This window comes from Enterobacter cloacae complex sp. CDL013, assembly GCF_049238805.1.
Lineage (GTDB): Bacteria > Pseudomonadota > Gammaproteobacteria > Enterobacterales > Enterobacteriaceae > Enterobacter > Enterobacter hormaechei_C.
Genome location: NZ_JBMKGT010000001.1, coordinates 408,473 through 429,367 on the forward strand (window position 1 = coordinate 408,473; position 20,895 = coordinate 429,367).

At 54.9% G+C, this 20,895-nt stretch carries 19 protein-coding genes; 10 read left to right on the forward strand and 9 right to left on the reverse strand.

What is annotated here, in order from left to right; translation table 11 throughout:
- Positions 1-22: 22 nt before the first annotated feature.
- The gene (locus tag ACOTXD_RS02005; protein ID WP_032669280.1) at positions 23-487 is read right to left on the reverse strand and encodes a multidrug/biocide efflux PACE transporter; all 465 of its coding nucleotides are present in this window, start codon (positions 485-487) and stop codon (positions 23-25) included.
- A gap of 98 nt (positions 488-585) precedes the next feature.
- Here ACOTXD_RS02005 and ACOTXD_RS02010 point away from each other — a divergent pair, with 98 nt between their 5' ends.
- The 3 genes from ACOTXD_RS02010 to ACOTXD_RS02020 all read left to right on the forward strand — a co-directional run bounded on the left by ACOTXD_RS02010 (position 586) and on the right by ACOTXD_RS02020 (position 3,728).
- Positions 586-1,455 carry a LysR family transcriptional regulator gene (locus ACOTXD_RS02010; protein WP_421766368.1) on the forward strand — a complete coding sequence of 290 codons (870 nt, stop codon included), beginning with the start codon at positions 586-588 and terminating at the stop codon, positions 1,453-1,455.
- Between the two features lie 92 nt (positions 1,456-1,547).
- Positions 1,548-2,726: an acetyl-CoA C-acetyltransferase gene (locus ACOTXD_RS02015; protein ID WP_003862843.1), complete on the forward strand. Its 1,179-nt coding sequence runs from the start codon at positions 1,548-1,550 to the stop codon at positions 2,724-2,726.
- Between the two features lie 318 nt (positions 2,727-3,044).
- Positions 3,045-3,728 (forward strand): oligogalacturonate-specific porin KdgM family protein, encoded by a 684-nt coding sequence (locus tag ACOTXD_RS02020; RefSeq protein ID WP_003862842.1) that lies wholly within the window; start codon positions 3,045-3,047, stop codon positions 3,726-3,728.
- Positions 3,729-3,915: 187 nt separating this feature from the next.
- Here ACOTXD_RS02020 and ACOTXD_RS02025 read toward each other — a convergent pair whose 3' ends face one another.
- Positions 3,916-5,091 carry an oligogalacturonate lyase family protein gene (locus tag ACOTXD_RS02025; protein ID WP_003862840.1) on the reverse strand — a complete coding sequence of 392 codons (1,176 nt, stop codon included), beginning with the start codon at positions 5,089-5,091 and terminating at the stop codon, positions 3,916-3,918.
- A gap of 300 nt (positions 5,092-5,391) precedes the next feature.
- Between ACOTXD_RS02025 and kduI the strand changes: the two genes are divergently transcribed.
- The 3 genes from kduI (at position 5,392) to ACOTXD_RS02040 (ending at position 8,781) form a co-directional block, all read left to right on the forward strand.
- On the forward strand, positions 5,392-6,228 hold the full coding sequence (gene kduI / locus ACOTXD_RS02030) for a 5-dehydro-4-deoxy-D-glucuronate isomerase (RefSeq protein WP_003862837.1): 837 nt from the start codon (positions 5,392-5,394) through the stop codon (positions 6,226-6,228).
- Between the two features lie 63 nt (positions 6,229-6,291).
- A complete protein-coding gene (kduD, locus tag ACOTXD_RS02035) occupies positions 6,292-7,053 on the forward strand; it encodes a 2-dehydro-3-deoxy-D-gluconate 5-dehydrogenase KduD (protein ID WP_061856274.1) in 762 nt (253 codons plus the stop codon).
- A gap of 312 nt (positions 7,054-7,365) precedes the next feature.
- Positions 7,366-8,781, forward strand: a complete 1,416-nt coding sequence (locus ACOTXD_RS02040; protein ID WP_003862834.1) for a sugar porter family MFS transporter — start codon at positions 7,366-7,368, stop codon at positions 8,779-8,781.
- 82 nt (positions 8,782-8,863) lie between these two features.
- Here the strand turns inward: ACOTXD_RS02040 and ACOTXD_RS02045 are convergent, their stop codons facing one another.
- From ACOTXD_RS02045 to ACOTXD_RS02060, 4 genes are read right to left on the reverse strand one after another with little or no spacing between them, the layout of a single operon-like run.
- The gene (locus ACOTXD_RS02045; RefSeq protein WP_003862832.1) at positions 8,864-10,150 is read right to left on the reverse strand and encodes an ABC transporter substrate-binding protein; all 1,287 of its coding nucleotides are present in this window, start codon (positions 10,148-10,150) and stop codon (positions 8,864-8,866) included.
- A gap of 13 nt (positions 10,151-10,163) precedes the next feature.
- Positions 10,164-11,291 (reverse strand): ABC transporter ATP-binding protein, encoded by a 1,128-nt coding sequence (locus tag ACOTXD_RS02050; protein WP_045332840.1) that lies wholly within the window; start codon positions 11,289-11,291, stop codon positions 10,164-10,166.
- A 12-nt stretch (positions 11,292-11,303) separates the two neighbouring features.
- Positions 11,304-12,206: a carbohydrate ABC transporter permease gene (locus ACOTXD_RS02055; RefSeq protein WP_003862827.1), complete on the reverse strand. Its 903-nt coding sequence runs from the start codon at positions 12,204-12,206 to the stop codon at positions 11,304-11,306.
- Positions 12,199-13,089 carry a carbohydrate ABC transporter permease gene (locus tag ACOTXD_RS02060; RefSeq protein WP_003862825.1) on the reverse strand — a complete coding sequence of 297 codons (891 nt, stop codon included), beginning with the start codon at positions 13,087-13,089 and terminating at the stop codon, positions 12,199-12,201. The genes ACOTXD_RS02055 and ACOTXD_RS02060 overlap by 8 nt, the downstream gene beginning before the upstream one ends.
- A 544-nt stretch (positions 13,090-13,633) precedes the next feature.
- Between ACOTXD_RS02060 and wzz(fepE) the strand changes: the two genes are divergently transcribed.
- A complete protein-coding gene (gene wzz(fepE) / locus ACOTXD_RS02065) occupies positions 13,634-14,770 on the forward strand; it encodes an LPS O-antigen length regulator Wzz(fepE) (protein ID WP_023314779.1) in 1,137 nt (378 codons plus the stop codon).
- A 33-nt stretch (positions 14,771-14,803) separates the two neighbouring features.
- On the opposite strand, the gene ACOTXD_RS02070 is transcribed toward wzz(fepE), so the two are convergent.
- Positions 14,804-15,127: a cupin domain-containing protein gene (locus tag ACOTXD_RS02070; protein WP_003862821.1), complete on the reverse strand. Its 324-nt coding sequence runs from the start codon at positions 15,125-15,127 to the stop codon at positions 14,804-14,806.
- Positions 15,128-15,262: 135 nt separating this feature from the next.
- On the opposite strand from ACOTXD_RS02070, the gene ACOTXD_RS02075 reads away from it, so the two are divergent.
- Positions 15,263-15,955: an aspartate/glutamate racemase gene (locus ACOTXD_RS02075; protein WP_058674927.1), complete on the forward strand. Its 693-nt coding sequence runs from the start codon at positions 15,263-15,265 to the stop codon at positions 15,953-15,955.
- On the opposite strand, the gene ACOTXD_RS02080 is transcribed toward ACOTXD_RS02075, so the two are convergent.
- Positions 15,950-16,876 (reverse strand): LysR family transcriptional regulator, encoded by a 927-nt coding sequence (locus ACOTXD_RS02080; RefSeq protein ID WP_023295367.1) that lies wholly within the window; start codon positions 16,874-16,876, stop codon positions 15,950-15,952. The genes ACOTXD_RS02075 and ACOTXD_RS02080 overlap by 6 nt on opposite strands.
- A 120-nt stretch (positions 16,877-16,996) precedes the next feature.
- Here ACOTXD_RS02080 and lysA point away from each other — a divergent pair, with 120 nt between their 5' ends.
- Positions 16,997-18,259, forward strand: coding sequence for a diaminopimelate decarboxylase (lysA, locus tag ACOTXD_RS02085; protein ID WP_045895004.1), 1,263 nt, complete (start codon positions 16,997-16,999; stop codon positions 18,257-18,259).
- On the opposite strand, the gene ACOTXD_RS02090 is transcribed toward lysA, so the two are convergent.
- A complete protein-coding gene (locus ACOTXD_RS02090; protein ID WP_058659880.1) occupies positions 18,229-19,266 on the reverse strand; it encodes a LacI family DNA-binding transcriptional regulator in 1,038 nt (345 codons plus the stop codon). The genes lysA and ACOTXD_RS02090 overlap by 31 nt on opposite strands.
- A gap of 299 nt (positions 19,267-19,565) precedes the next feature.
- On the opposite strand from ACOTXD_RS02090, the gene ACOTXD_RS02095 reads away from it, so the two are divergent.
- Positions 19,566-20,891 (forward strand): PTS sugar transporter subunit IIC, encoded by a 1,326-nt coding sequence (locus ACOTXD_RS02095; protein ID WP_003862812.1) that lies wholly within the window; start codon positions 19,566-19,568, stop codon positions 20,889-20,891.
- Positions 20,892-20,895 lie beyond the last annotated feature (4 nt).

Consider the following 20,895-nt stretch of genomic DNA (forward strand, 5'->3'; position numbering starts at 1 on the left):
GAGCAGGTCTCCGGCCGGAAGGTTATTCGCTTGCCAGGGCGCGTCGTTGCTGGCGGCGCTTGATGATTTTGTCCCGCAGGGTGTCGTACGCCCAGTTGTAGAGCATGGTGTACGGCAGGAAGAACAGGAAGAAACCAATTTCCAGCGTAAAGGCCTGGAGCAGCGTCACGCCCAGCACGGCGGCAACGATGGTTACGCCAATCACAATAAAACCGCATTCAAAACCCAGCGCATGCAGGGCGCGCACTTTCGCCGTGCGCTTCACCCGCTGGACGGGCCAGAAACGGTCGAAGCCAAAGTTATAGATAATGTTCCAGAGCATTGCCGTGGTCGCCAGAATTATGGTGAGCCCTCCCATTTCAACCACCGAGCGCTGCATTAGCCACGCGGCCGTCGGGGCGAGGATCGCCGTAGCAATGCCTTCAAAACAGACGGCATGGAAGATCCGCTCCGGCAATTTACGTTGGAGTGCATCCTGATGTTGCATATTTACCTCATATTGACGCCAGTACGGGCGTTGATGCGGTCTATTCTTATCGTTTAAGGTGATATATAAAAGATGGTATCCATCGATAAAGTAGATACATCACGCGTTATTCTCCCGAAGCACTGACCGCGTTTGTTGAAACTGTCGCCGCAGGTTCGTTTTCTGCTGCGGCACGGCGGCTGCGTAAAAGCCAGTCCACCATCAGCACCTCCATCGCCAACCTTGAAGCTGACCTTGGCTTTGAGCTGTTCGATCGCTCGGCGCGTCACCCGGTGTTGACCGCCCAGGGTGAACAGGTGCTGGGCTATGTCCAGTCGATACTCGCCGCCAGCGCGCGCCTGGATGAGCTGGCCGTATCCTTAACGGCGCAAACGGAGGCGCGTTTTACCTTTGTTCTCTCCGATACGCTTAACCCGGCCGTGCTGGAACAGATGATGAGCCAGTTCGACCAGCGTTTTCCGCACACGGAATTTGAGTGCCTGATTGGTGAAGAGGAGGACGTGATCGATCTGCTGCAAAAGGAGCGGGCGCAAATTGGCCTGACGGAAGCGCGCGACAGCTACCCGACCGATATTGGCGCGACCCGTCTGCCTATGCAGACAAGGATGGCTATTTACGTTTCTGCCGGACATCCTCTGGCAGGGCAACATGAGACGCAGGCGGACGAGCTGCATGGCTGGCGCGAGCTGCGGCTGAGTACCTATCTTGAACGGGAAGCGCCCCTTGCGCGCGGGCCGGTCTGGTCTGCGCCGAATTACCTGTTACTGCTGAGTATGGCGGTACAGGGCTTTGGCTGGTGCGCGTTACCCTGCGCGCTGGTCGACGAATTTGCCGCGTCGAAATCGCTGGTGCAGCTGAACGTGCCGGGCTGGCCGAGGTCGATTGCCATCGATCTGGTATGGAACAAACGAACCCCGCCCGGCGTCGCCGGAAGCTGGCTGCGCCAGTACTTGCAGGACGCACGATAATCCTGTGACTAAACTCACTAATTTTAAACATTTGCGTCAATTGTTGATAACAATCCTCTACTATCGTCATGTCATTTTGCACAGAGGTCGTGATGAAAGATGTCGTTATAGTGGGTGCGTTACGTACGGCTATCGGCTGTTTTCAGGGAGCGCTTGCGCGTCACTCTGCGGTTGATCTCGGCAGCGTGGTGGTAAGAGCGCTGGTGGAACGCAGCGGGATTGCCGCACATGAAATTGATGAGGTGATCCTTGGCCAGGTGCTGACCGCTGGCGCGGGACAAAACCCTGCGCGCCAGGCAGCGCTGAAGGGGGGCCTGCCCAATACCGTTTCGGCAATTACCATCAACGACGTCTGTGGTTCAGGTTTGAAAGCACTCCATCTTGCGACGCAGGCCATCCAGTGCGGTGAAGCGGACGTGGTTATTGCCGGCGGGCAGGAGAATATGAGCCGCGCCCCGCACGTCCTGACCGACAGCCGGACCGGCGCGCAGCTCGGGAACAGTCAGCTGCTTGACAGTCTGGTTCACGACGGGCTGTGGGACGCCTTCAACGACTACCATATGGGCGTAACGGCGGAAAACCTGGCGCGGGAATACGGTATCAGCCGCGAGCTTCAGGATGCATATGCCCTCAGCTCACAACAAAAAGCGCGTGCAGCGATCGACTCCGGGCGTTTTCGCGATGAAATTGTCCCGGTCAGTACCCAGCGCCAGAACGGCGAAGCGCTCATCGTCGATACCGACGAGCAGCCGCGCACCGATGCCAGCGCAGAAGGGCTGGCAAAACTCGATCCGGCCTTTGAAACGCTCGGTTCTGTAACGGCAGGCAACGCCTCATCCATTAACGACGGTGCGGCGGCGGTGATGATGATGAGTGAAAGCAAAGCCCAGGAGCTGGCGCTGCCGGTGCTGGCGCGCATCAAAGCGTTTGCCAGCGTGGGTGTTGATCCTGCGTTAATGGGGATCGCCCCGGTCTATGCCACGCGCCGCTGCCTGGAGCGGGCGGGCTGGGAGCTGAGCGATGTGGATCTGATTGAGGTCAACGAAGCCTTTGCTGCACAGGCGATCTCGGTCGGGAAAATGCTGGAATGGGATCCGCTGCGGGTCAACGTCAACGGCGGTGCAATTGCGCTGGGTCATCCCATTGGCGCCTCCGGCTGCCGCATTCTGGTGTCGCTGGTCCACGAAATGAAAAAGCGTAACGCCCGAAAAGGGATCGCAACGCTCTGTATTGGCGGAGGGCAGGGGGTGGCCCTGGCTATCGAACGGTAGTTTCCCCTCTCTGTGCACAGAAAACCTCCCACGGGAGGTTTTTTTGTGTCCGCAGAATCCTTTTTTAACACTTCTGCGTTCTTTCTGAAGCCCGCAATAATTATTGCGCGGTTAATTATTTGCTTTGTGAAGTGCTTAATGTGATCTTCCCCCTGAAATTTACGGTTAATGCCCTTTTTTTGTTGATGGGGTTCACGTCGATCTTTGCCAAAAAAAATGAAACAAATAATTTCGATCCTTGTCACTAAAATAACGGTGCATAAAAAATAAACTCAAGTTTCATAAAAACGAAACGTTATTTTAATTGAGGGTTTTTTCATGTTTAAGAAATCTCTGCTCCTTGCTTCCCTTATTAGTGCCTCTTTTGCGGCTAGCGCCGTTACCGTCGATCTGCGTCACGAATATATTGACAGCGGCTCGAATGCCGACCGTGTTGCCGTCTCGCACCGCTTTGATAATGGCTTCGGTTTTTCAGTCGAGGCGAAGTGGAAATCAGGCGGGGACAAGGCAGATCAGCCATTCGCGGATGTAGTGGGGAACGGTCACGAAGATCAGATTAGCTGGCGCTGGAAAGCGACAGACAATATCGCCCTGACCCCTGCGTTTACGATTGAAAGCACAGACAGTCGCACCATTTATAAACCGAATCTGCATGTGCAATATAGCTTCGATAATGGCTTCTACGTGGCTGCGCGTTACCGTTACGAATATACTCGCTACCCGTCAAGCTCAAATAAGGACGATGATAAAGTTAACCGTGGCGATGCGTGGGTCGGTTGGGTATTAGGTGACTGGCGTACCGAGCTGAACTATGTTTACGCGAAAAGTTCTGAAGGCGTGGCCCGAAATAATAATAAAGATTATTCCAACGAATATAACGCCAAGCTGGCCTACAAATGGGATAAAAACTGGGCACCGTATGTGGAGGTGGGGAACGTGGGGGTTAAAGACACGGACGAACGCCAGACCCGTTTCCGTTTAGGTGTGGCGTACTCCTTCTGATAATTCAGTTCCTTCGCTAAAAACCGCCGGGTGGCGCTAACGCTTACCCGGCCTACACATTCTTTCCAATCCATTTTTTCGTAGGCCGGGTAAGCGAAGCGCCACCCGGCAAAAAGCGCCGCGCAATCACCCAAAAAAAAGCCCTCCGAATCGGAGGGCAAGGCCAGTTACAGAAACACTAACTCATTCAGGCATGCAACATTTCAGGTTGCTCGGGGAGTTTCGCGATATAGAGGGCCGGTTTGCCGTCTTTATCGGAACTGTACAGCACCGCTTTTTCGTCCGGCGTGAAGGACGGATGCGGGTGGGTTACCTGGCGGCTGTTCGCCACCGTAGCCCATGAGGTGTCATGACGGGCGATGCGGTAATAAGCTTTCTTCGCCACGTCAAAGGCATACAGATAAGGATCGTTATCAATGGTGTAGCCGCCGGTGTCTTTCACGTCAACAGGCGTACCGGAACCGTCGCCAACCAGCATGCTGCCGTCAACGTTGCTCATCAGATGTGAACAGGCGGGCATGTTCATTACCGCTTCATTCACGCCGGTGTCCGGGTTGAAGCGGGAGATGGTACGCCCTTGCTGACCTTTCAGATAAGAGACGTAGATCAGCGCGGACCCGTCGGGCACCCAAAATTCATGTGTACAGCTTTCACCTTCCGCGTGCGTTTTCACTTTCCGCACGTTGCTGCCATCTTCGTTGACCAGCCACATGCGGGCGTCGACCAGGTCGTGCGGCCCTTCATGACAGAAGGCCACGGTATTGTCATCGAACGGGCGATAAATCGGATGTCCCAGCCAGATCTTCTCGTCATGAATGGTGGTGCTTTCACCCGTTTTCAGATCAACGCGCAGCAGGCGGCAGTGCGGCCCTTTGTGGAAGAAGTCGTGGAAAATTTTCCAGTCGTTGAGTGGCGTCCAGTCACATCTGGCAATCTCAATACCCACCAGTTTGGTGCAGTCGCTGTTCGCGACCCAGGTGCCGTAGCCGACCCACTCTTCCGGAACGCGGTACACTTCGCGCTCTGCCAGCGTCTGTAAATCCACCTCCAGCAGGGTGCGATCGTTCTTCACATAGTAGAGGGATTTATCGTCCGGAGAGAGGAACCCGCCAAATGTATTATCGCCCGCGCCTTCGGTCAACTGTACCGCTTCGGCGTTTTTCAGATCCAACAGGTAATAGTTCCAGTGACCGTCGAACTCCCCGGCGAACAGCAGGTGGCTGCCATCGTTAAAGAAGCACTTCTGGTAAAAGTAGTTGCGATGACAGGTTACTTCCGGTGGGGTCAGGCGGGTGACTTCCACGCCTGTATCCGGATCGCGGCTGACCTCATAGTTCAGCTTGACCCGCATACCTTTAGCCATAATGCACTCCTTTGAACGCGTAATGTAGGTTGAAAACTAGGTTATAAATTATCAAAACGTTGTTTCATTATGTGTGACTGACAGCGCACTTTCTCATTTTAATTAACCAGATTGAGGGTCTTAAAGATTTATCGTGATCGAAACTCCATTTCTGGCATAAACAGGCAGAAAAAATGAAACGTTGTTTTAAATGCAATTGAAAACCCCGTTGTCAGGGGATAATATGTGTTCATCACGAAAACGGAACATTGTTTCGTTATTTATCTTTGCCTTCGGGCACGATCAATTCTGGAGGTTTACGTGGACGTCAGACAAAGCATCCACAGTGCGCACGCTAAAATGCTGGATACTCAGGGGCTGCGCAGTGAGTTTTTAGTTGAGCAAGTGTTCGAAGCCGACAAGTACACCATGGTCTACAGCCATATTGACCGCATTATTGTGGGCGGGATTATGCCGGTGGCGAAAACCGTCTCCGTGGGCGGTGAAGTGGGCAAACAGCTGGGCGTGAGCTACTTCCTCGAACGCCGTGAACTGGGCGTGATTAACATCGGCGGGCCGGGCACCATTACCGTCGATGGCCAGTGCTACGAAATTGGTCACCGCGACGCGCTGTACGTCGGCAAAGGCGCGAAAGAGGTGGTGTTCGCCAGCATTGATGCCAGCAAACCGGCGAAGTTTTACTACAACTGCGCCCCGGCTCATACGACTTACCCAACCAAAAAAGTCACGCCAGCGGACGTTGCCCCGGTGACCCTTGGCGATAACCTCACCAGCAACCGTCGCACCATCAACAAATACTTTGTTCCGGATGTGCTGGAAACCTGCCAGCTCAGCATGGGGCTGACCGAGCTTGCGCCGGGCAACCTGTGGAACACCATGCCGTGCCATACCCACGAGCGCCGCATGGAAGTCTACTTCTATTTCAACATGGATGAAGACGCCTGCGTGTTCCACATGATGGGACAGCCGCAGGAGACGCGCCATATCGTTATGCACAACGAGCAGGCAGTCATTTCGCCGAGCTGGTCCATCCACTCTGGCGTGGGAACGAAAGCCTATACCTTTATCTGGGGGATGGTCGGTGAAAACCAGGTCTTTGATGACATGGACCACGTCGCTGTTAAGGATCTGCGCTAGTCGCAGGCAGTTAAGCATACATCTGCCTGTTGCTGACAGGCGCTGAACGATTAAGGAACAAACATGATTCTGGATGCATTTTCTCTGCAAGGTAAAGTGGCTGTGGTTTCCGGTTGTGACACCGGGCTGGGGCAGGGTATGGCGTTAGGTCTGGCGGAAGCGGGCTGCGATATCGTCGGGATTAACATCGTTGAGCCTACGGAAACCATCGAGCGCGTCACCGCGCTGGGCCGCCGTTTCCTGAGCCTGACCGTGGACCTGCGCAAAATCGATGCGATCCCTGAGCTGCTGGATCGCGCGGTGGCGGAGTTTGGGCATATCGATATTCTGGTCAACAACGCCGGCCTGATCCGTCGTGAAGACGCGATTAACTTCAGCGAAACGGACTGGGACGACGTGATGAATCTGAACATCAAGAGCGTGTTCTTTATGTCCCAGGCGGCTGCGAAGCACTTCATTGCTCAGGGGAAAGGTGGCAAGATCATTAATATTGCCTCCATGCTCTCTTTCCAGGGCGGCATCCGCGTGCCGTCTTACACCGCATCGAAGAGTGCCGTGATGGGCGTGACCCGTCTGCTGGCGAACGAGTGGGCGCAGCACAACATCAACGTCAACGCGATTGCGCCGGGCTACATGGCCACCAACAATACCCAGCAGCTGCGTGCGGATGAAGAGCGCAGCGCGGCAATCCTGGAGCGTATTCCAGCGGGTCGCTGGGGTCTGCCGAGCGATCTGATGGGCCCGGTTGTATTCCTGGCGTCCCCGGCTTCGGACTACATTAACGGCTACACCGTTGCCGTAGACGGCGGCTGGCTGGCACGTTAAGTCAGCCCGAATAAAGAACCTCTGCCCTCGTGTAGAGGTTTTTTTTGCCCCAAAATTGGCTTTATCCATATCCATAAAGATGAAAAATCCATACTGAAAAGGAATGAATGACGGGTGTCACACATTTATTGCTTAAATATTAACTAATTAATCAAAAATAAGGTTAAACCATCCTGATTTGAAATTGTAATGTCCATCACAGATCGGTGTGTCGTAGCGAAATAATCCATATCTTCACCATTTCCGGCCTGACACTTTCTTCCGGTATCTCGTAATTTCACTTAACGAATTTCGCTGTTGAGGCAGGAAACAATGACATCTGTAAATGACTCTACCCTTATGCCCGCTGCGCTGCGCGATACCCGACGCATGAACCAGTTTGTTTCTGTTGCGGCCGCCGTAGCCGGTTTACTGTTTGGTCTGGATATCGGCGTTATCGCGGGCGCACTGCCCTTTATTACCGACCACTTTACGTTAAGCAACCGCCTGCAAGAGTGGGTGGTGAGCAGCATGATGCTGGGTGCGGCCATCGGCGCACTGTTTAACGGCTGGCTGTCGTTCCGTCTCGGGCGCAAATACAGCCTGATGGTCGGGGCGATCCTGTTTGTTGCTGGCTCTCTTGGTTCGGCGTTTGCCACCAACGTTGAAGTGCTGCTGCTTTCCCGCGTGCTGCTGGGCGTGGCGGTAGGTATCGCGTCCTACACCGCGCCGCTTTACCTCTCCGAAATGGCGAGCGAAAACGTGCGCGGGAAGATGATCAGCATGTACCAGCTGATGGTGACGCTCGGTATCGTGCTGGCGTTCCTGTCGGATACGTACTTCAGCTACAGCGGCAACTGGCGGGCAATGCTTGGCGTGCTGGCGCTGCCTGCGGTGCTGCTGATTGTGTTAGTCATTTTCCTGCCGAACAGCCCGCGCTGGCTGGCGCAAAAAGGGCGTCACGTGGAGGCGGAAGAGGTGCTGCGCATGCTGCGCGACACGTCCGAAAAAGCGCGTGAAGAGCTGAACGAAATCCGCGAAAGCCTGAAGCTGAAGCAGGGCGGCTGGTCCCTGTTTAAGGCGAACCGCAACGTGCGCCGCGCGGTGTTCCTTGGCATGCTGTTACAGGCGATGCAGCAGTTCACGGGGATGAACATCATCATGTATTATGCCCCACGCATCTTTAAAATGGCTGGTTTTACCACCACCGAACAACAGATGATCGCCACGCTGGTGGTGGGGCTGACCTTTATGTTCGCCACCTTTATCGCGGTGTTCACCGTCGATAAGGCCGGACGTAAACCGGCCCTGAAAATTGGCTTTAGCGTAATGGCGCTCGGCACCTTGATCCTTGGTTACTGCCTGATGCAGTTCGATAACGGCACGGCGTCAAGCGGCCTCTCCTGGCTCTCCGTTGGCATGACCATGATGTGCATCGCCGGTTACGCGATGAGCGCCGCACCGGTGGTGTGGATCCTGTGCTCTGAAATTCAGCCGCTGAAATGCCGCGACTTTGGTATCACCTGTTCCACCACCACCAACTGGGTGTCGAATATGATCATTGGCGCGACCTTCCTGACGCTGCTGGATGCGATTGGCGCGGCTGGCACCTTCTGGCTCTATACGGTGCTGAACGTGGCGTTTATCGGCGTGACATTCTGGCTGATCCCGGAAACCAAAGGCGTGACCCTGGAGCATATTGAACGCAAGCTGATGAAAGGGGAGAAACTACGTAATATCGGCGTGTAATGTCATTGCCGGGTGGCGCTTCGCTTACCGGGCCTACGATACCGTGTAGGCCGGGTAAGCGAAGCGCCACCCGGCTTTGTTTTTACCGCATCGCACGTCTCAAAATACGCTCCGCCTGACGCTGGAAGTCAGCGGCCGTCTCTTCCACGGTTTTCTGCCCGTAGTCGATATACTGCAAAGAGGTACCGAACTGCGCCACAATCTGTGGGTCGTCAAAGTATGGCGAGACGGTGAGTTTCGCCGGCAGCGACTGCGCCAGGCGCAGGCCTGCCACGGAAGGATCGTCCTCTTTAATGGTGCCGTCTTCGGTCAGATACTGCACCGCTACTTTGCTCAGCGGTACGCCACGCTCAAGACCCAGCGTATCGACCCCTTCTTTGCTGTTGAGCAGGAAATTAATCAGCTTCGCTGCCGCCTCCGGGTTTTTGGTCGTCTTACCAATCGACAGCATCTGCGCCGGTTTGAAGAACAGACCTGCGTCGGTGGCGCCCGGCAGCATTGGGTAGTTGCCCAGCTCCAGTTTCGCCGGTGGCTTCAGGTTGTCGGAATATTTGTTGATGGTGGAGTTCCACATGTAGGTGCCGCCCCATTCACCCTGGATCCACGGCTTCATCTCATACATGTTGCTCTTACCGAAAGAGGCATAGTATTTGGTGTCCGGCATGACGTGGCTGTCGATCAGCTTTTTGTAGGTCTGGAAAAACTCTACCCACTGTTCCTTTGTGTAGCTGAACTTTTTGGTTTTCTCATCCACCGCAGGAATGTTGTACTTCTGGATCATGTACGAATTCAGCAGCGCCAGCGTATCCTGATGCTCCAGGATCACCGGATAGTATTGCTTGCCGAGCTTGCTCTCGAAGGTTTTACCGGCCGCCATCAGCTCGTCCCAGGTTTTCGGGTACGCAATACCCGCTTTTTTCCAGGTTTCGTCATTGAAGTAGAACACGCGCGCCGTCACCGAGATCGGAATGCCGTTCAGCTTGCCGTCCACGGTGGTGGTTTGCAGCTCTTTGGGATCGAACTGCGACAGGTCAATCACGTCCTTCATCTTGTTCAGATCGTAGAAGCCGTCACCGGTTTTCGAGAAGATCGGCAGCCAGTTCCAGTTCGTCTGCATTACGTCCGGCTCGGTGCCGCCCGCAATCTGGGTGGTCAGACGGGAGAGGTGACCATCCCAGCCGGTGTATTCCGCTTTCACGTTGATGTCCGGGTTCTGCTTATGGAACTCTTCCAGCGCTTTCAGGGTGACCTGGTGACGGCCGTTGCCGCCCCACCAGGACATCCGTAAATCCACATTCTGCGCCATCGATGGCAAAGCGGTAAGACCCAGGGTCGCGGAGATTGCTGCGCTTAAAAGCACTTTTTTCATTTTTATCACTCCATCAGAGAGAGAGGTTTTGTTCAGTTTTTGCGTCAAAAATATGACACTTGTTCATCTCAAACGTGAAATACACCTTACGATGAAGCCCCTTATCAATCATTGGCTTAGCTTCATCGGACGGGATTCGGGCGGTCAGTTCGTAGTCCGCGACCTTCAGGTACACAAAGAATTCGTGGCCCATGTTCTCAACGCGCACCATCTCCCCGCTACAGCCGCCGTTCGGGAAGGGCTCATCAGAGAGCGACACAAATTCCGGACGCACGCCGTAGTAAATCTCCTGACCCGCGTAGGCCGCGACTTTCTCCTGCTTCTCCGCGTTCAGCGGCATGGTTTCATCGCCAATGGCGATGTGCAGCTGGCCCGCTTTTTCGACCAGCACGCTTTTGCGTATATTCATCTCCGGCGCGCCGATAAAGCCCGCCACGAACATGTTCCTCGGCTTGTGGTAGAGGTTGTCCGGCGTATCCACCTGCATGATATGGCCGAGCTTCATCACGCAGATGCGGTCGCCCATGGTCATCGCTTCGGTCTGGTCGTGTGTCACGTAAACGGTGGTCGCCGGTTTTCCGGATTTCTTCAGCTGCTTGTGCAGGTCGGAAATACGAATACGCATCGAAGCGCGCAGTTTGGCGTCGAGGTTTGAAAGCGGCTCATCGAACAGGAACACATCCGGTTTTTTCACAATCGCACGGCCTACCGCCACGCGCTGCGCCTGGCCGCCGGAAAGCTGGCGCGGCAGGCGGTCGAGCAGCTCTTCCAGTTCAAGAATTTTGGCAGCTTCATTCACCTGAGACTCAATCTGATCTTTCGGCAGTTTGCTCAGCTTGAGACCAAAGGCCAGATTCTCGCGCACCGTCATGTGCGGATAGAGAGCATAGTTCTGGAACACCATTGCAATACCGCGCTCTTTCGGCGCGAGGTTGTTCACGATCTTGTCGCCAATGCGCACCTCGCCGCCGCTGATGGTTTCGAGCCCCGCCAGCATGCGCAGGGTCGTGGATTTGGCGCAGCCGGATGGGCCGACGATCACCATGAATTCCCCTTCAGCAATTTTAAGATCGATAGCGTGTACCGCTTTAAAGCCGTTGGAGTAGACCTTTTCCAGCTTGTTGAAAATAACTTCAGCCATGGTATTTCCCTCTTAACCTTTAATTCCGCTGCTGGTGACGCCCTGTACGAAGTAGCGCTGTGCCAGGAAGAAGACAATGATGGATGGCAGAATGGAGATGCTCGCCATTGCCAGAATTTCGTTCCACGGCGCGCCTTCGGTGACATCGATGGACATTTTCAGCGCCAGTGCGATGGGGTATTTATCCACGCTGTAGACGTAAATCAGCGGCCCGATAAAGTCGTTCATGGACCACATGAACTGGAACAGGGCGACGGAGATAATGGCCGGTTTCAGGATCGGCACTACCACGTACCACAGCACCTGAATGGAGTTACAGCCGTCAATCTGCGCCGCCTCTTCCATGTCACGCGGGACGCCGCGCAGGAACTGGATCAGCATGAAGACGAAGAACCCCTGAGTGGCGAAGGCCAGCGGCAGGTACAGCGGCATATAGCTGTTGAGCATGCCCATTTCACGGAACATCAGGTACTGCGGGATCAGCAGCACGGTGCTGGGCAGCAGCATGGTGGTGATGAGCGTGGCGAACCAGAACTTCTTCCACGGGATCTCGAAGCGGGCAAAGCCGTACGCCACGATGGTGGAGGAGATAATGGTCAGGATCACTTTCGGGATCACATACTTAAAGGTGTTCAGCATGTAATGGCCGAAGTTGTACTCGGTGCCGGTTTTCCAGCCGTTTACGAAACCATCCCAGGTGGCGTGGGCAGGCCACAGGCTCAATGTGGTGAAGATCTCGTGGTTCGGTTTGAACGACGCGGAGAACATCCACACCAGCGGGTAAAGCATCAGCAGGCCGACAACCAGCAGAATCACATAGCGAACGGAGGCGTTGATTTTCTCTCTGCGCAGCGTGCGGGCCACTTCGCGTTCGGCGACGCTTCTTGCCGTGGAGAGTTGTTGAATATCAGCCATTTTTGCCTCCTTTATCGGCGGAGTAGAACACCCAGTATTTCGACGACTTAAAGGCGATACCGGCGAAGACGGCCACCACCAGGAACAGGATCCACGCCAGCGCCGCGCCATAGCCCATATCGAAATACTTAAAGGCGGTGTCGTAGATGTAGAGCGAGAACAGATAGGTCGAATAGGTTGGCCCGCCGCCGGTAATCACGTACGGCCCGGTAAATTCCTGGAACGCCTGCGTGGTCTGCATGATGAAGTTGAAGAAGATCACCGGCGTAATCAGTGGCACGGTCACCTTCATGAACATCTGCCATTTCGATGCGCCATCGATCATTGCCGCTTCATACTGGGACTGCGGTACGTTTTGCAGCGCGGCCAGGAAGATGACCATCGCGGAACCGAACTGCCAGACGCGCAGCAGGGTAACGGACATCAGCGCCAGCGACGGCTCGCCCAGCCAGTTCACCGGATCAAAGCCAAAAACGCCGATAAAGCTGTTCAGCAGGCCATCGATGGCAAATAAGGCGCGCCACAATACGGCAATGGCGACGGAGCTGCCGAGGATCGACGGAATATAGTAGGCCGTTCGGAAAAAGCCGATGCCGCGTAATTTAAAGTTCAGGACAAAGGCAATTCCTAATGCAAAGGCGAGCTTTAGCGGGATGGTTAAAAATACATAGGCAAAGGTCACGCCCATGGATTTCCAGAAGAGCGTGTCTTCGGTAAACATGTAGCGATAGTTTTCGATGCCGTTAAACACCGGCGGACTCATCAAATCGTAATCCGTAAAGCTGAGGAAAAACGATGAGACGAAGGGGAATGCCGTAAAGAGTATCAGCCCGATGATATAGGGTGATATCCATGCGAGCCCCAGCAGCTTGTTTTCATTCATACATACCTACCTGGCAATCAATGGTTTAATACGAAATCTGCTTTGTTACATTTTCCCGGGCCTGCGATGCGCGGCATGGGAGCTGAAATTCAGGGTGCAACGTCTGGCAACGGCAAAACCTACGTTTGTTTTTTAACGCTTTTTTGTCTTTCGTCGTGGTGTAAGCGCTTCGGGTTTCAAAAGAGCTGAACCGGTGTTCTTGGATACTAAAACATCGTTTTATTTTATATTATTGCGATTTATTTCTGCGTCATTCGCTTAATGGTGGAAATGTGATCAGCGTCGAAACGCTGTTTCAATATAGTGAGGAAGGTGGCATTTTTGACTTTCCACGGACGTTCGCCGCGGCCCATGAGGAAGAGATAATGAAGCAAAAGGGGAGCAGGAATAACAATAGTCACGCAGCGTGGCTAACTACCAGATCTGATAGCAGGTCTACAGATGTACCAATTCGTCATTCAGATAATTCTTACATTCTTGTATGATTTGTTACACCGGAACCAGTCAGGCAGAATTTCACTGCATCCTTAAAAGAAGAACAGTTATGTCAGCGATGGATTTCAAAAAACATACGGATCTCAATTTTCCTCACTATGCTCCCCCGGCGGTCAGCGCTAAAGAAATAGATCTTCTGGGTCTGCTGGACGTCCTGCTGGCAGCAAAAAAACGCATCATCACCATTGTCTTTGCATTTGCACTGGTCGGCCTGGCAATCGCCTTTCTGATACCGCAAAAATGGACCAGTAAAGCGGTCATTACGCCCGCGGAACAGACGCAGTGGAGTTCGCTGCGCCAGATGATGGTGGCGCTCCAGGTGCTTGATGTCGACGTGAAAATTACCCGTGCGGATGTGTTTAATCTGTTTATCAAAAAGTTTCAGTCCCAGTCTCTGCTTGAAGAGTACATGAAGAGCTCACCTTACGTGATGGCTCAGCTCGATGGCGCTGAGGTTGATCCGCTGGAGCTGCACCGCGCGGTGGTCAATATTGCCGAAAAGATGAAGGCTGTTGATAACACGCAGGAAAAAAATGCCGATAAAGCACCATACCTCTCCTGGACGTTAAGCTTCACAGCCCCAACGGCAGAGGATGCGCAGAAAGTGTTGAATGGTTACATTCAGTACATCTCCCGCATCGTCGAGCAGGAGACCATGCAAAACATTCGCGATCAGCTGATCCTGAGAACCAAAACGGTACAGCAGCAGCTGGAGTTGGATCGGGTCCGTCTGACCAATATCCACAATACCAACCTGCAACGCCTGAACTACTCGCTGGAAGTGGCGAACGCGGCTGGGATCAAAAAGCCGGTTTACAGCAATGGACAGGCGGTGAAAGACGATCCGGATTATTCCGTCGCCCTCGGTGCGGACGGGATTGCGCAGAAATTGCAGATTGAAAAAAATCTCAAGGACGTTTCTGAGCTGAACGCCGATTTCCAGAACCGCGAATACTATCTGGCACAGCTGCAAAAACTCTCCTTCGAAGATGTGAGCCTGGAGCCGTTCAAATACCAGCTTTCACCTTCTATGCCGGTGAAAAAAGATGGCCCGGGCAAAGCCCTCATCGTGCTGCTGGCGTGTATTCTGGGTGGACTGTTCGCCTGTGGCAGCGTGCTGCTGCGCGAGGCTATGAGCACCCGCAACCCGCTGCCGGAACAACTTCCTGAGCCGGTAACGGAATAACATCAAAAAAGGCGCTCAACTGAGCGCCTTTTTTTATTTCAGGAAATCTTCGCGTACCGGCGTAAAGGTATCCAGCAGGGTGCCGGGTTTCAGGCAAACGCAGCCGTGCATCACGTGCGGCGCTTTATAGAGGGTGTCGCCCGCGGTCACCACATGCTTCTCCTCGCCAATGGTGAACTCAAATTCCCCCGAGAGAACGTAGGTGAGTTGCTCATGCGGGTGGTTATGCATCGGGCCAATCGCGCCTTCCTCGAAATTCACTTCCACCGCCATCATCCTGCCGTCGTGCGCCAGAATACGACGCGTCACGCCGTTGCCCAGATCCTCAAGCGTGGTCTCTTTATGGAAAATAAACATATTTTCGCCCTGTTATGTAATGAAACATTGTTTCAATTAACTTATCTCACCCGCCGAGAAAAGGAAACGTTTAGCCAAATAACTGGAAAGGCGATCACAAGTTTGCTTCACTGGGTGAAACGCACAGGAGGAAAGATGAAAACGATCGGTCTGTTAGGGGGCATGAGCTGGGAATCAACGATCCCGTACTACCGCCTGATTAATGAAGGCGTTAAACAGCGTATGGGCGGTCTGCATTCGGCCAGCCTGCTGCTGCACAGCGTGGATTTCCATGAAATAGAAGCCTGCCAGTCGAGCGGGGAGTGGGACAAAGCGGGGCAGATACTGGCGGACGCCGCGCTCGGGCTGGAGCGTGCGGGCGCGCAGGGTATTCTGCTGTGTACCAACACCATGCATAAGGTGGCGTCGCACATTGAAGACCGCTGTTCGCTGCCGTTCTTACATATCGCGGATGCCACCGGGCGTGCCATACGTACCGCCGGCATGACGCGCGTGGCGCTGCTGGGGACGCGCTACACCATGGAACAGGATTTTTACCGCGGGCGGCTGAGCAGCCAGTTCGGGATTGAAAGCCTGCTCCCGGAGGAGGCTGACCGGGCGCACATTAACCAGATTATTTTTGATGAGCTGTGTCTGGGCACCTTCAGCGAAGCTTCGCGCGCCTGGTACGTCAGCGTGATAGAGAAACTGGCGCAGCAGGGAGCGGAAGGGGTCATCTTCGGCTGTACCGAAATCGGTCTGCTGGTGCCTGCAGACCGAAGCCCGATACCGGTCTTCGATACCGCCGCCATCCATGCCGCGGATGCGGTGGAGTTTATGCTGTCATAAAGGTTTTTGCAGGTCAGGTAAGCGAAGCGCCACCTGACGCGCGTGCGCAATCAGATGTTCACTAAAGGCATCAACCAGCGCTGAGGCGGGCCGGTGCAGCGGGCGGATCAGGCTCACGGTAAAGGGAACGGAAACGCTAAAACGGCGCAGAACCACGCCGCTGCTGGCGTAGTCCATGGCCGTGAGCGGGTTCACCACCGAAATACCCACGCCCGCGCGCACCATCGCGCAAATTGACGCCGCACTGTGCGTTTCCATCACCATCCGCCGCTTCACCTGATGTTCGGCAAACAGGCCATCCAGAAGCTGCCGGTAGCTGTCGGTCTGCGACAGGCTGATATAGTTCTCACCGTGAAAATCCGCCGGTGTCAGCACGGTTTTGTGGGCAAGCGGGTGGCTGGCAGGCAGCACGCAGACCTCATCCAGCGACAGCAGCTCCGTGCGTTCCGTTCCCGCTGGCGTGACGAGGGTTTCAGTCAGACCCAGATCGTGGCGCTGGGCCGAAAGCCACTCCTCCAGCAGCGGCGACTCCTGCGGCACGATGGTCAGGCTGACCTCCGGATAGCGGGCCAGAAACGGCTGTAACAGTACCGGCAGGAATGACTGGGAAAAGACCGGCAGGCAGACGATGGACAGTTCGCCCTGGCGGAACTCCCTCAGGCTCTCTGCCGCGCTCACGATCCTGTCCAGCCCGTACCAGGAGCGCTGAACCTCCTCAAACAGACGTAAACCCTGCACCGTTGGATGCAGCCTGCCGCGGGTGCGTTCAAACAGCTTCAGCCCCAGCACTTTCTCAAAACGCGCCAGCTCGCGGCTGACCGTCGGCTGCGAGGTGTGCAGCATGTGCGCGGCTTCAGTGAGATTGCCGGTGGTCATCACCGCATGAAAAATCTCGATATGGCGTAGGTTAACGGCGGGCATAGGGCACCTGATGGCTGAGCGTGTTCCATATCATTTTTGCATAGACTCACGATAAAACGATATTTTTTATTCTCTTCAGGCTATGGCGTAATGATAAAAAACAGATTTCCGGAGACGACCATGCCACGCCCGCTCAACCAGACCGAAACCGATTTAAACGCCGATAACCTGCTGCGCCTGCCTGCCGAATTCGGCTGTCCGGTGTGGGTTTACGATGCGCAGATTGTCCGCGAGAAGATCGCCGCGCTGCATCAGTTTGACGTGGTGCGTTTTGCGCAGAAGGCCTGCTCCAATATTCATATTCTGCGCCTGATGCGCGAGCAGGGCGTGAAGGTTGACTCCGTATCGCTGGGTGAGATCGAACGTGCGCTGGTGGCCGGGTTTGATCCGAAAGCCGACAGCGACGCGATCGTCTTCACCGCTGACCTGATAGACGACGCCACGCTGGCGCGCGTGCACGAGCTGCAAATCCCGGTCAATGCTGGTTCGGTGGATATGCTGGAACAGCTTGGGCAGGTCTCTCCTGGCCATCGCGTCTGGCTGCGCGTCAACCCGGGCTTTGGTCACGGCCACAGTCAGAAAACCAACACCGGGGGCGAAAACAGTAAACACGGGATCTGGTATGCCGATATGCCTGCGGCGCTGGAGGTTTTACAACGCTACAACCTCAAGCTGGTGGGCATTCACATGCATATCGGGTCCGGCGTGGATTATGGCCATCTTGAGCAGGTCTGTGGCGCAATGGTGCGTCAGGTTATCGATTTTGGTCAGGATCTGGAGGCGATCTCCGCCGGGGGAGGGCTTTCGATCCCTTACCGCGAAGGAGAAGAGGCGATCGACACGGATCACTATTACGGCCTGTGGAGCGCCGCGCGTGACAGGATCGCTGCCCATCTGGGCCATGCGGTGAAGCTGGAGATTGAGCCGGGTCGTTTCCTGGTCGCCGAAGCTGGCGTGCTGGTGGCGCAGGTGCGGAGCGTGAAGGAGATGGGAAGCCGTCACTTTGTGCTGATTGATGCTGGCTTCAACGACCTGATGCGCCCGTCCATGTACGGCAGCTATCATCACATTACCGCGCTTGCCGCCGATGGCCGCGATCTGGTCAACGCCCCGCGCATCGAGACCGTTGTTGCCGGCCCGCTGTGTGAATCCGGTGACGTCTTTACTCAGCAGGAAGGCGGGAAAGTCGAAACCCGTTCGCTGCCAGAGGTAAAACCGGGAGATTATCTGGTGCTGCATGATACCGGTGCGTACGGGGCGTCTATGTCTTCCAACTACAATAGCCGCCCGCTGCTGCCGGAAGTATTGTTTGATAACGGCGTGGCGCGGCTGATTCGCCGTCGCCAGACCATTCAGGAGCTGCTGGCGTTAGAGCTGGTCTGATTAAACCACGGCCCTGTTGTCACCGAATCGCGTAACACCAGCGTGCCGGTGAACGGCGGGATCGCTTCAACCGGCTGGTTTTTTGTCAGCCGGATCGCCTGGTCGATTGCCGTGACGATCATGTTGTCGATCGGCAAATATACCGACGACAGGGCAGGCTCCAGCCACTTTGCGCTGGGGGCATCGTCAAAACCAAACAGCGAAATATCCTGCGGGATCTTCAGCCCGGCCTGGTGTAATGCTTTGGAGGCGCCCAGGGCCATATCATCATTACAGGCAAACAGGGCGCTGAACGATGTCTTTTCCGCAATCAGCTCCTTGCACAGCTCGTAACCCCGCGTCATGCCTGCATCGCCGTATTTAATCCGCCGCTCGTCGAGACGAATACCGTGCTTCTCCAGCGCCTTACGGTAGCCCATCAGCCGCGCTTTACCCGTTGGGGTGTGGATCGGGACGGTGATACAGGCGATCTCCCGATGACCCTGGCTTATCAGGTAATCCACCGCTTTGAAGGCCGCGTCCTGCTGTTCAAAGAAGACGCAGCGATCCGCCGCCTGGCTCACTTCACGGTTAATGATCACCAGCGGCGTCTGCACGCTGTTGATCAGCTTCAGGATCGTCTTTTCGCTCATGTATCGCGTGTACAGCACGATGGCGTCGCACTTGCGGTCGGCGAGCATCTGCACCGCCTGTTCTTCCTGTTCAGGGGCGTCGTGACCGTCGGTGACAATCAGCTGTTTTCCGTGCTTTTCGGTCTGCCGTGACGCCTGCTGTAGCAAACGACCAAAGTAAAAACCGTCGAACGTCGAGACGACAAGACCAATGCTGTTGCTGGTCTGGTTAGCCAGCGAACGCGCGAGAAAGTTCGGACGATAGCCCAGCTCCTCCATCGCGCGAAATACCTGCTGACGCGTGCTCTCTTTAACCTGACCTGTGCCGTTCAGCACGCGCGAAACGGTGGCCTTCGACACGCCCGCACGCAGTGAGACATCCAGCATTGTTGCCATTCGAAATTCCTGTTTCCACGTAATGGTTTGCAGTTTAACACAGACCATCCGGCGCATAAGCGACGTGGGAAGGGCAAAACCCTATAACGATCACGCTTTTCGGTAACGATCCTCGCCAGCGGGATAAATGCCTGTCATTGGCATGCCAAAATGGTGATAAATCGCAATCTGGAATACCTCTTACCTCATTGAGAGCTTAATCACAGAACAAAGCGCCTGTGGGCGCTATTTTTGGCATACCAATAGTATCCGGCTGTCCATCTTATTCAATAAAAGCCCTTTTACTGAGGTATTACCCTATGGCATTTCAGGAAAAACTGATCGACGCTCTGGGCAGTTTTGCCACCACCTTCAACAGCTATCGCTATATCCAGGCGATCAAGTCTGCGTTTATTACCTTAATGCCGGTCATCATTGTGGGGGCGTTCTCGGTACTGATCTCCAATATGGTGCTGGATCCGAAAAACGGCCTGGCGAGCTTTCAGTCGCTGTCGTTTTTGGCGGCGTTAAAGCCGATCACCAGCGCGCTCAACTATGCCACGCTTAACTTTCTCAACATCGGTGCGGTGTTTTTAATCGGCATTGAGCTGGGGCGTATTAACGGCATTAAGTCCCTGTTCCCCGGCCTGCTGGCGGTGATCTGCTTTATCTGCGTGACGCCAACCACGGTGGAAATGCTGGTGGACGGCGAGATGCACGTGGTGAAAGACGTGCTGCTGCGCCAGTTCTCCGATACCCGCAGCCTGTTCCTCGGCATGTTTATCGCCATCCTGTCAGTGGAGATTTACTGCTGGCTGGAAAACCGCAAGGGGCTGAAAATCAGGATGCCGGACACGGTGCCGCCGAACGTCGCCGCGTCGTTCTCTGCGCTGATCCCGGCCATTATCACCACCACTGCCATCGCCACCTTTGGCTTCGTGTTTCATCAGATTACCGGCATGTATCTCTACGACGCGGTTTACCAGGTGGTGCAACAGCCGCTGGAGCGCGTGGTGCAAAGCCTGCCGGGGATCCTGCTGCTGATGTTTGTCGCCCAGCTGTTCTGGGTGATTGGTATTCACGGCAACCAGATGATCAAGCCGATCCGCGAGCCGCTGTTGCTGGGGGCAATCACCGTTAACATGAGCGCGTTCGAGCAGGGCAAAGAGGTGCCAAACATCATCACCATGCCGTTCTGGGACGTCTATATGAGCATCGGCGGCTCCGGCCTGACCATCGGCCTGCTGATCGCCGTCATGATTGCCACCAAACGTAAAGAGATGAAGGAGATCGCTAAGCTCTCCATCGGCCCGGGTATTTTTAATATCAACGAGCCGGTGATCTTCGGGATGCCAATCATGCTCAACCCGATCCTGGCTATCCCGTTCATCATCACGCCGCTGGTGACGGGCTCGATTGGCTACTTTGCCACCGTGACCGGATTTGCCGGGAAAGCCGTGGTGATGGTGCCCTGGACCACGCCGCCGCTGATCAACGCCTGGCTGTCAACCGCGGGCTCCATGGGGGCGGTGATCACCCAGTTTATCTGCATCGTGACCGCGGTGATTATCTATCTGCCGTTTGTGAAAATTGCCTCACGCCGCGCAGAGCAGGCCGCGCTGCAACAAGCCACCGATAACGCATAAGGAC

Excerpts from the sequence above, each read along its gene's own strand:
- ACOTXD_RS02005 (WP_032669280.1), bottom strand. The coding sequence starts at position 487 with ATGCAACATCAGGATGCACTCCAACGTAAATTGCCGGAGCGGATCTTC.
- ACOTXD_RS02015 (WP_003862843.1), top strand. The coding sequence starts at position 1,548 with ATGAAAGATGTCGTTATAGTGGGTGCGTTACGTACGGCTATCGGCTGT.
- ACOTXD_RS02020 (WP_003862842.1), top strand. The coding sequence starts at position 3,045 with ATGTTTAAGAAATCTCTGCTCCTTGCTTCCCTTATTAGTGCCTCTTTT.
- ACOTXD_RS02025 (WP_003862840.1), bottom strand. The coding sequence starts at position 5,091 with ATGGCTAAAGGTATGCGGGTCAAGCTGAACTATGAGGTCAGCCGCGAT.
- kduD (WP_061856274.1), top strand. The coding sequence starts at position 6,292 with ATGATTCTGGATGCATTTTCTCTGCAAGGTAAAGTGGCTGTGGTTTCC.
- ACOTXD_RS02040 (WP_003862834.1), top strand. The coding sequence starts at position 7,366 with ATGACATCTGTAAATGACTCTACCCTTATGCCCGCTGCGCTGCGCGAT.
- ACOTXD_RS02045 (WP_003862832.1), bottom strand. The coding sequence starts at position 10,150 with ATGAAAAAAGTGCTTTTAAGCGCAGCAATCTCCGCGACCCTGGGTCTT.
- ACOTXD_RS02050 (WP_045332840.1), bottom strand. The coding sequence starts at position 11,291 with ATGGCTGAAGTTATTTTCAACAAGCTGGAAAAGGTCTACTCCAACGGC.
- ACOTXD_RS02055 (WP_003862827.1), bottom strand. The coding sequence starts at position 12,206 with ATGGCTGATATTCAACAACTCTCCACGGCAAGAAGCGTCGCCGAACGC.
- ACOTXD_RS02060 (WP_003862825.1), bottom strand. The coding sequence starts at position 13,089 with ATGAATGAAAACAAGCTGCTGGGGCTCGCATGGATATCACCCTATATC.
- ACOTXD_RS02070 (WP_003862821.1), bottom strand. The coding sequence starts at position 15,127 with ATGTTTATTTTCCATAAAGAGACCACGCTTGAGGATCTGGGCAACGGC.
- ACOTXD_RS02075 (WP_058674927.1), top strand. The coding sequence starts at position 15,263 with ATGAAAACGATCGGTCTGTTAGGGGGCATGAGCTGGGAATCAACGATC.
- ACOTXD_RS02080 (WP_023295367.1), bottom strand. The coding sequence starts at position 16,876 with ATGCCCGCCGTTAACCTACGCCATATCGAGATTTTTCATGCGGTGATG.
- lysA (WP_045895004.1), top strand. The coding sequence starts at position 16,997 with ATGCCACGCCCGCTCAACCAGACCGAAACCGATTTAAACGCCGATAAC.
- ACOTXD_RS02090 (WP_058659880.1), bottom strand. The coding sequence starts at position 19,266 with ATGGCAACAATGCTGGATGTCTCACTGCGTGCGGGCGTGTCGAAGGCC.
- ACOTXD_RS02095 (WP_003862812.1), top strand. The coding sequence starts at position 19,566 with ATGGCATTTCAGGAAAAACTGATCGACGCTCTGGGCAGTTTTGCCACC.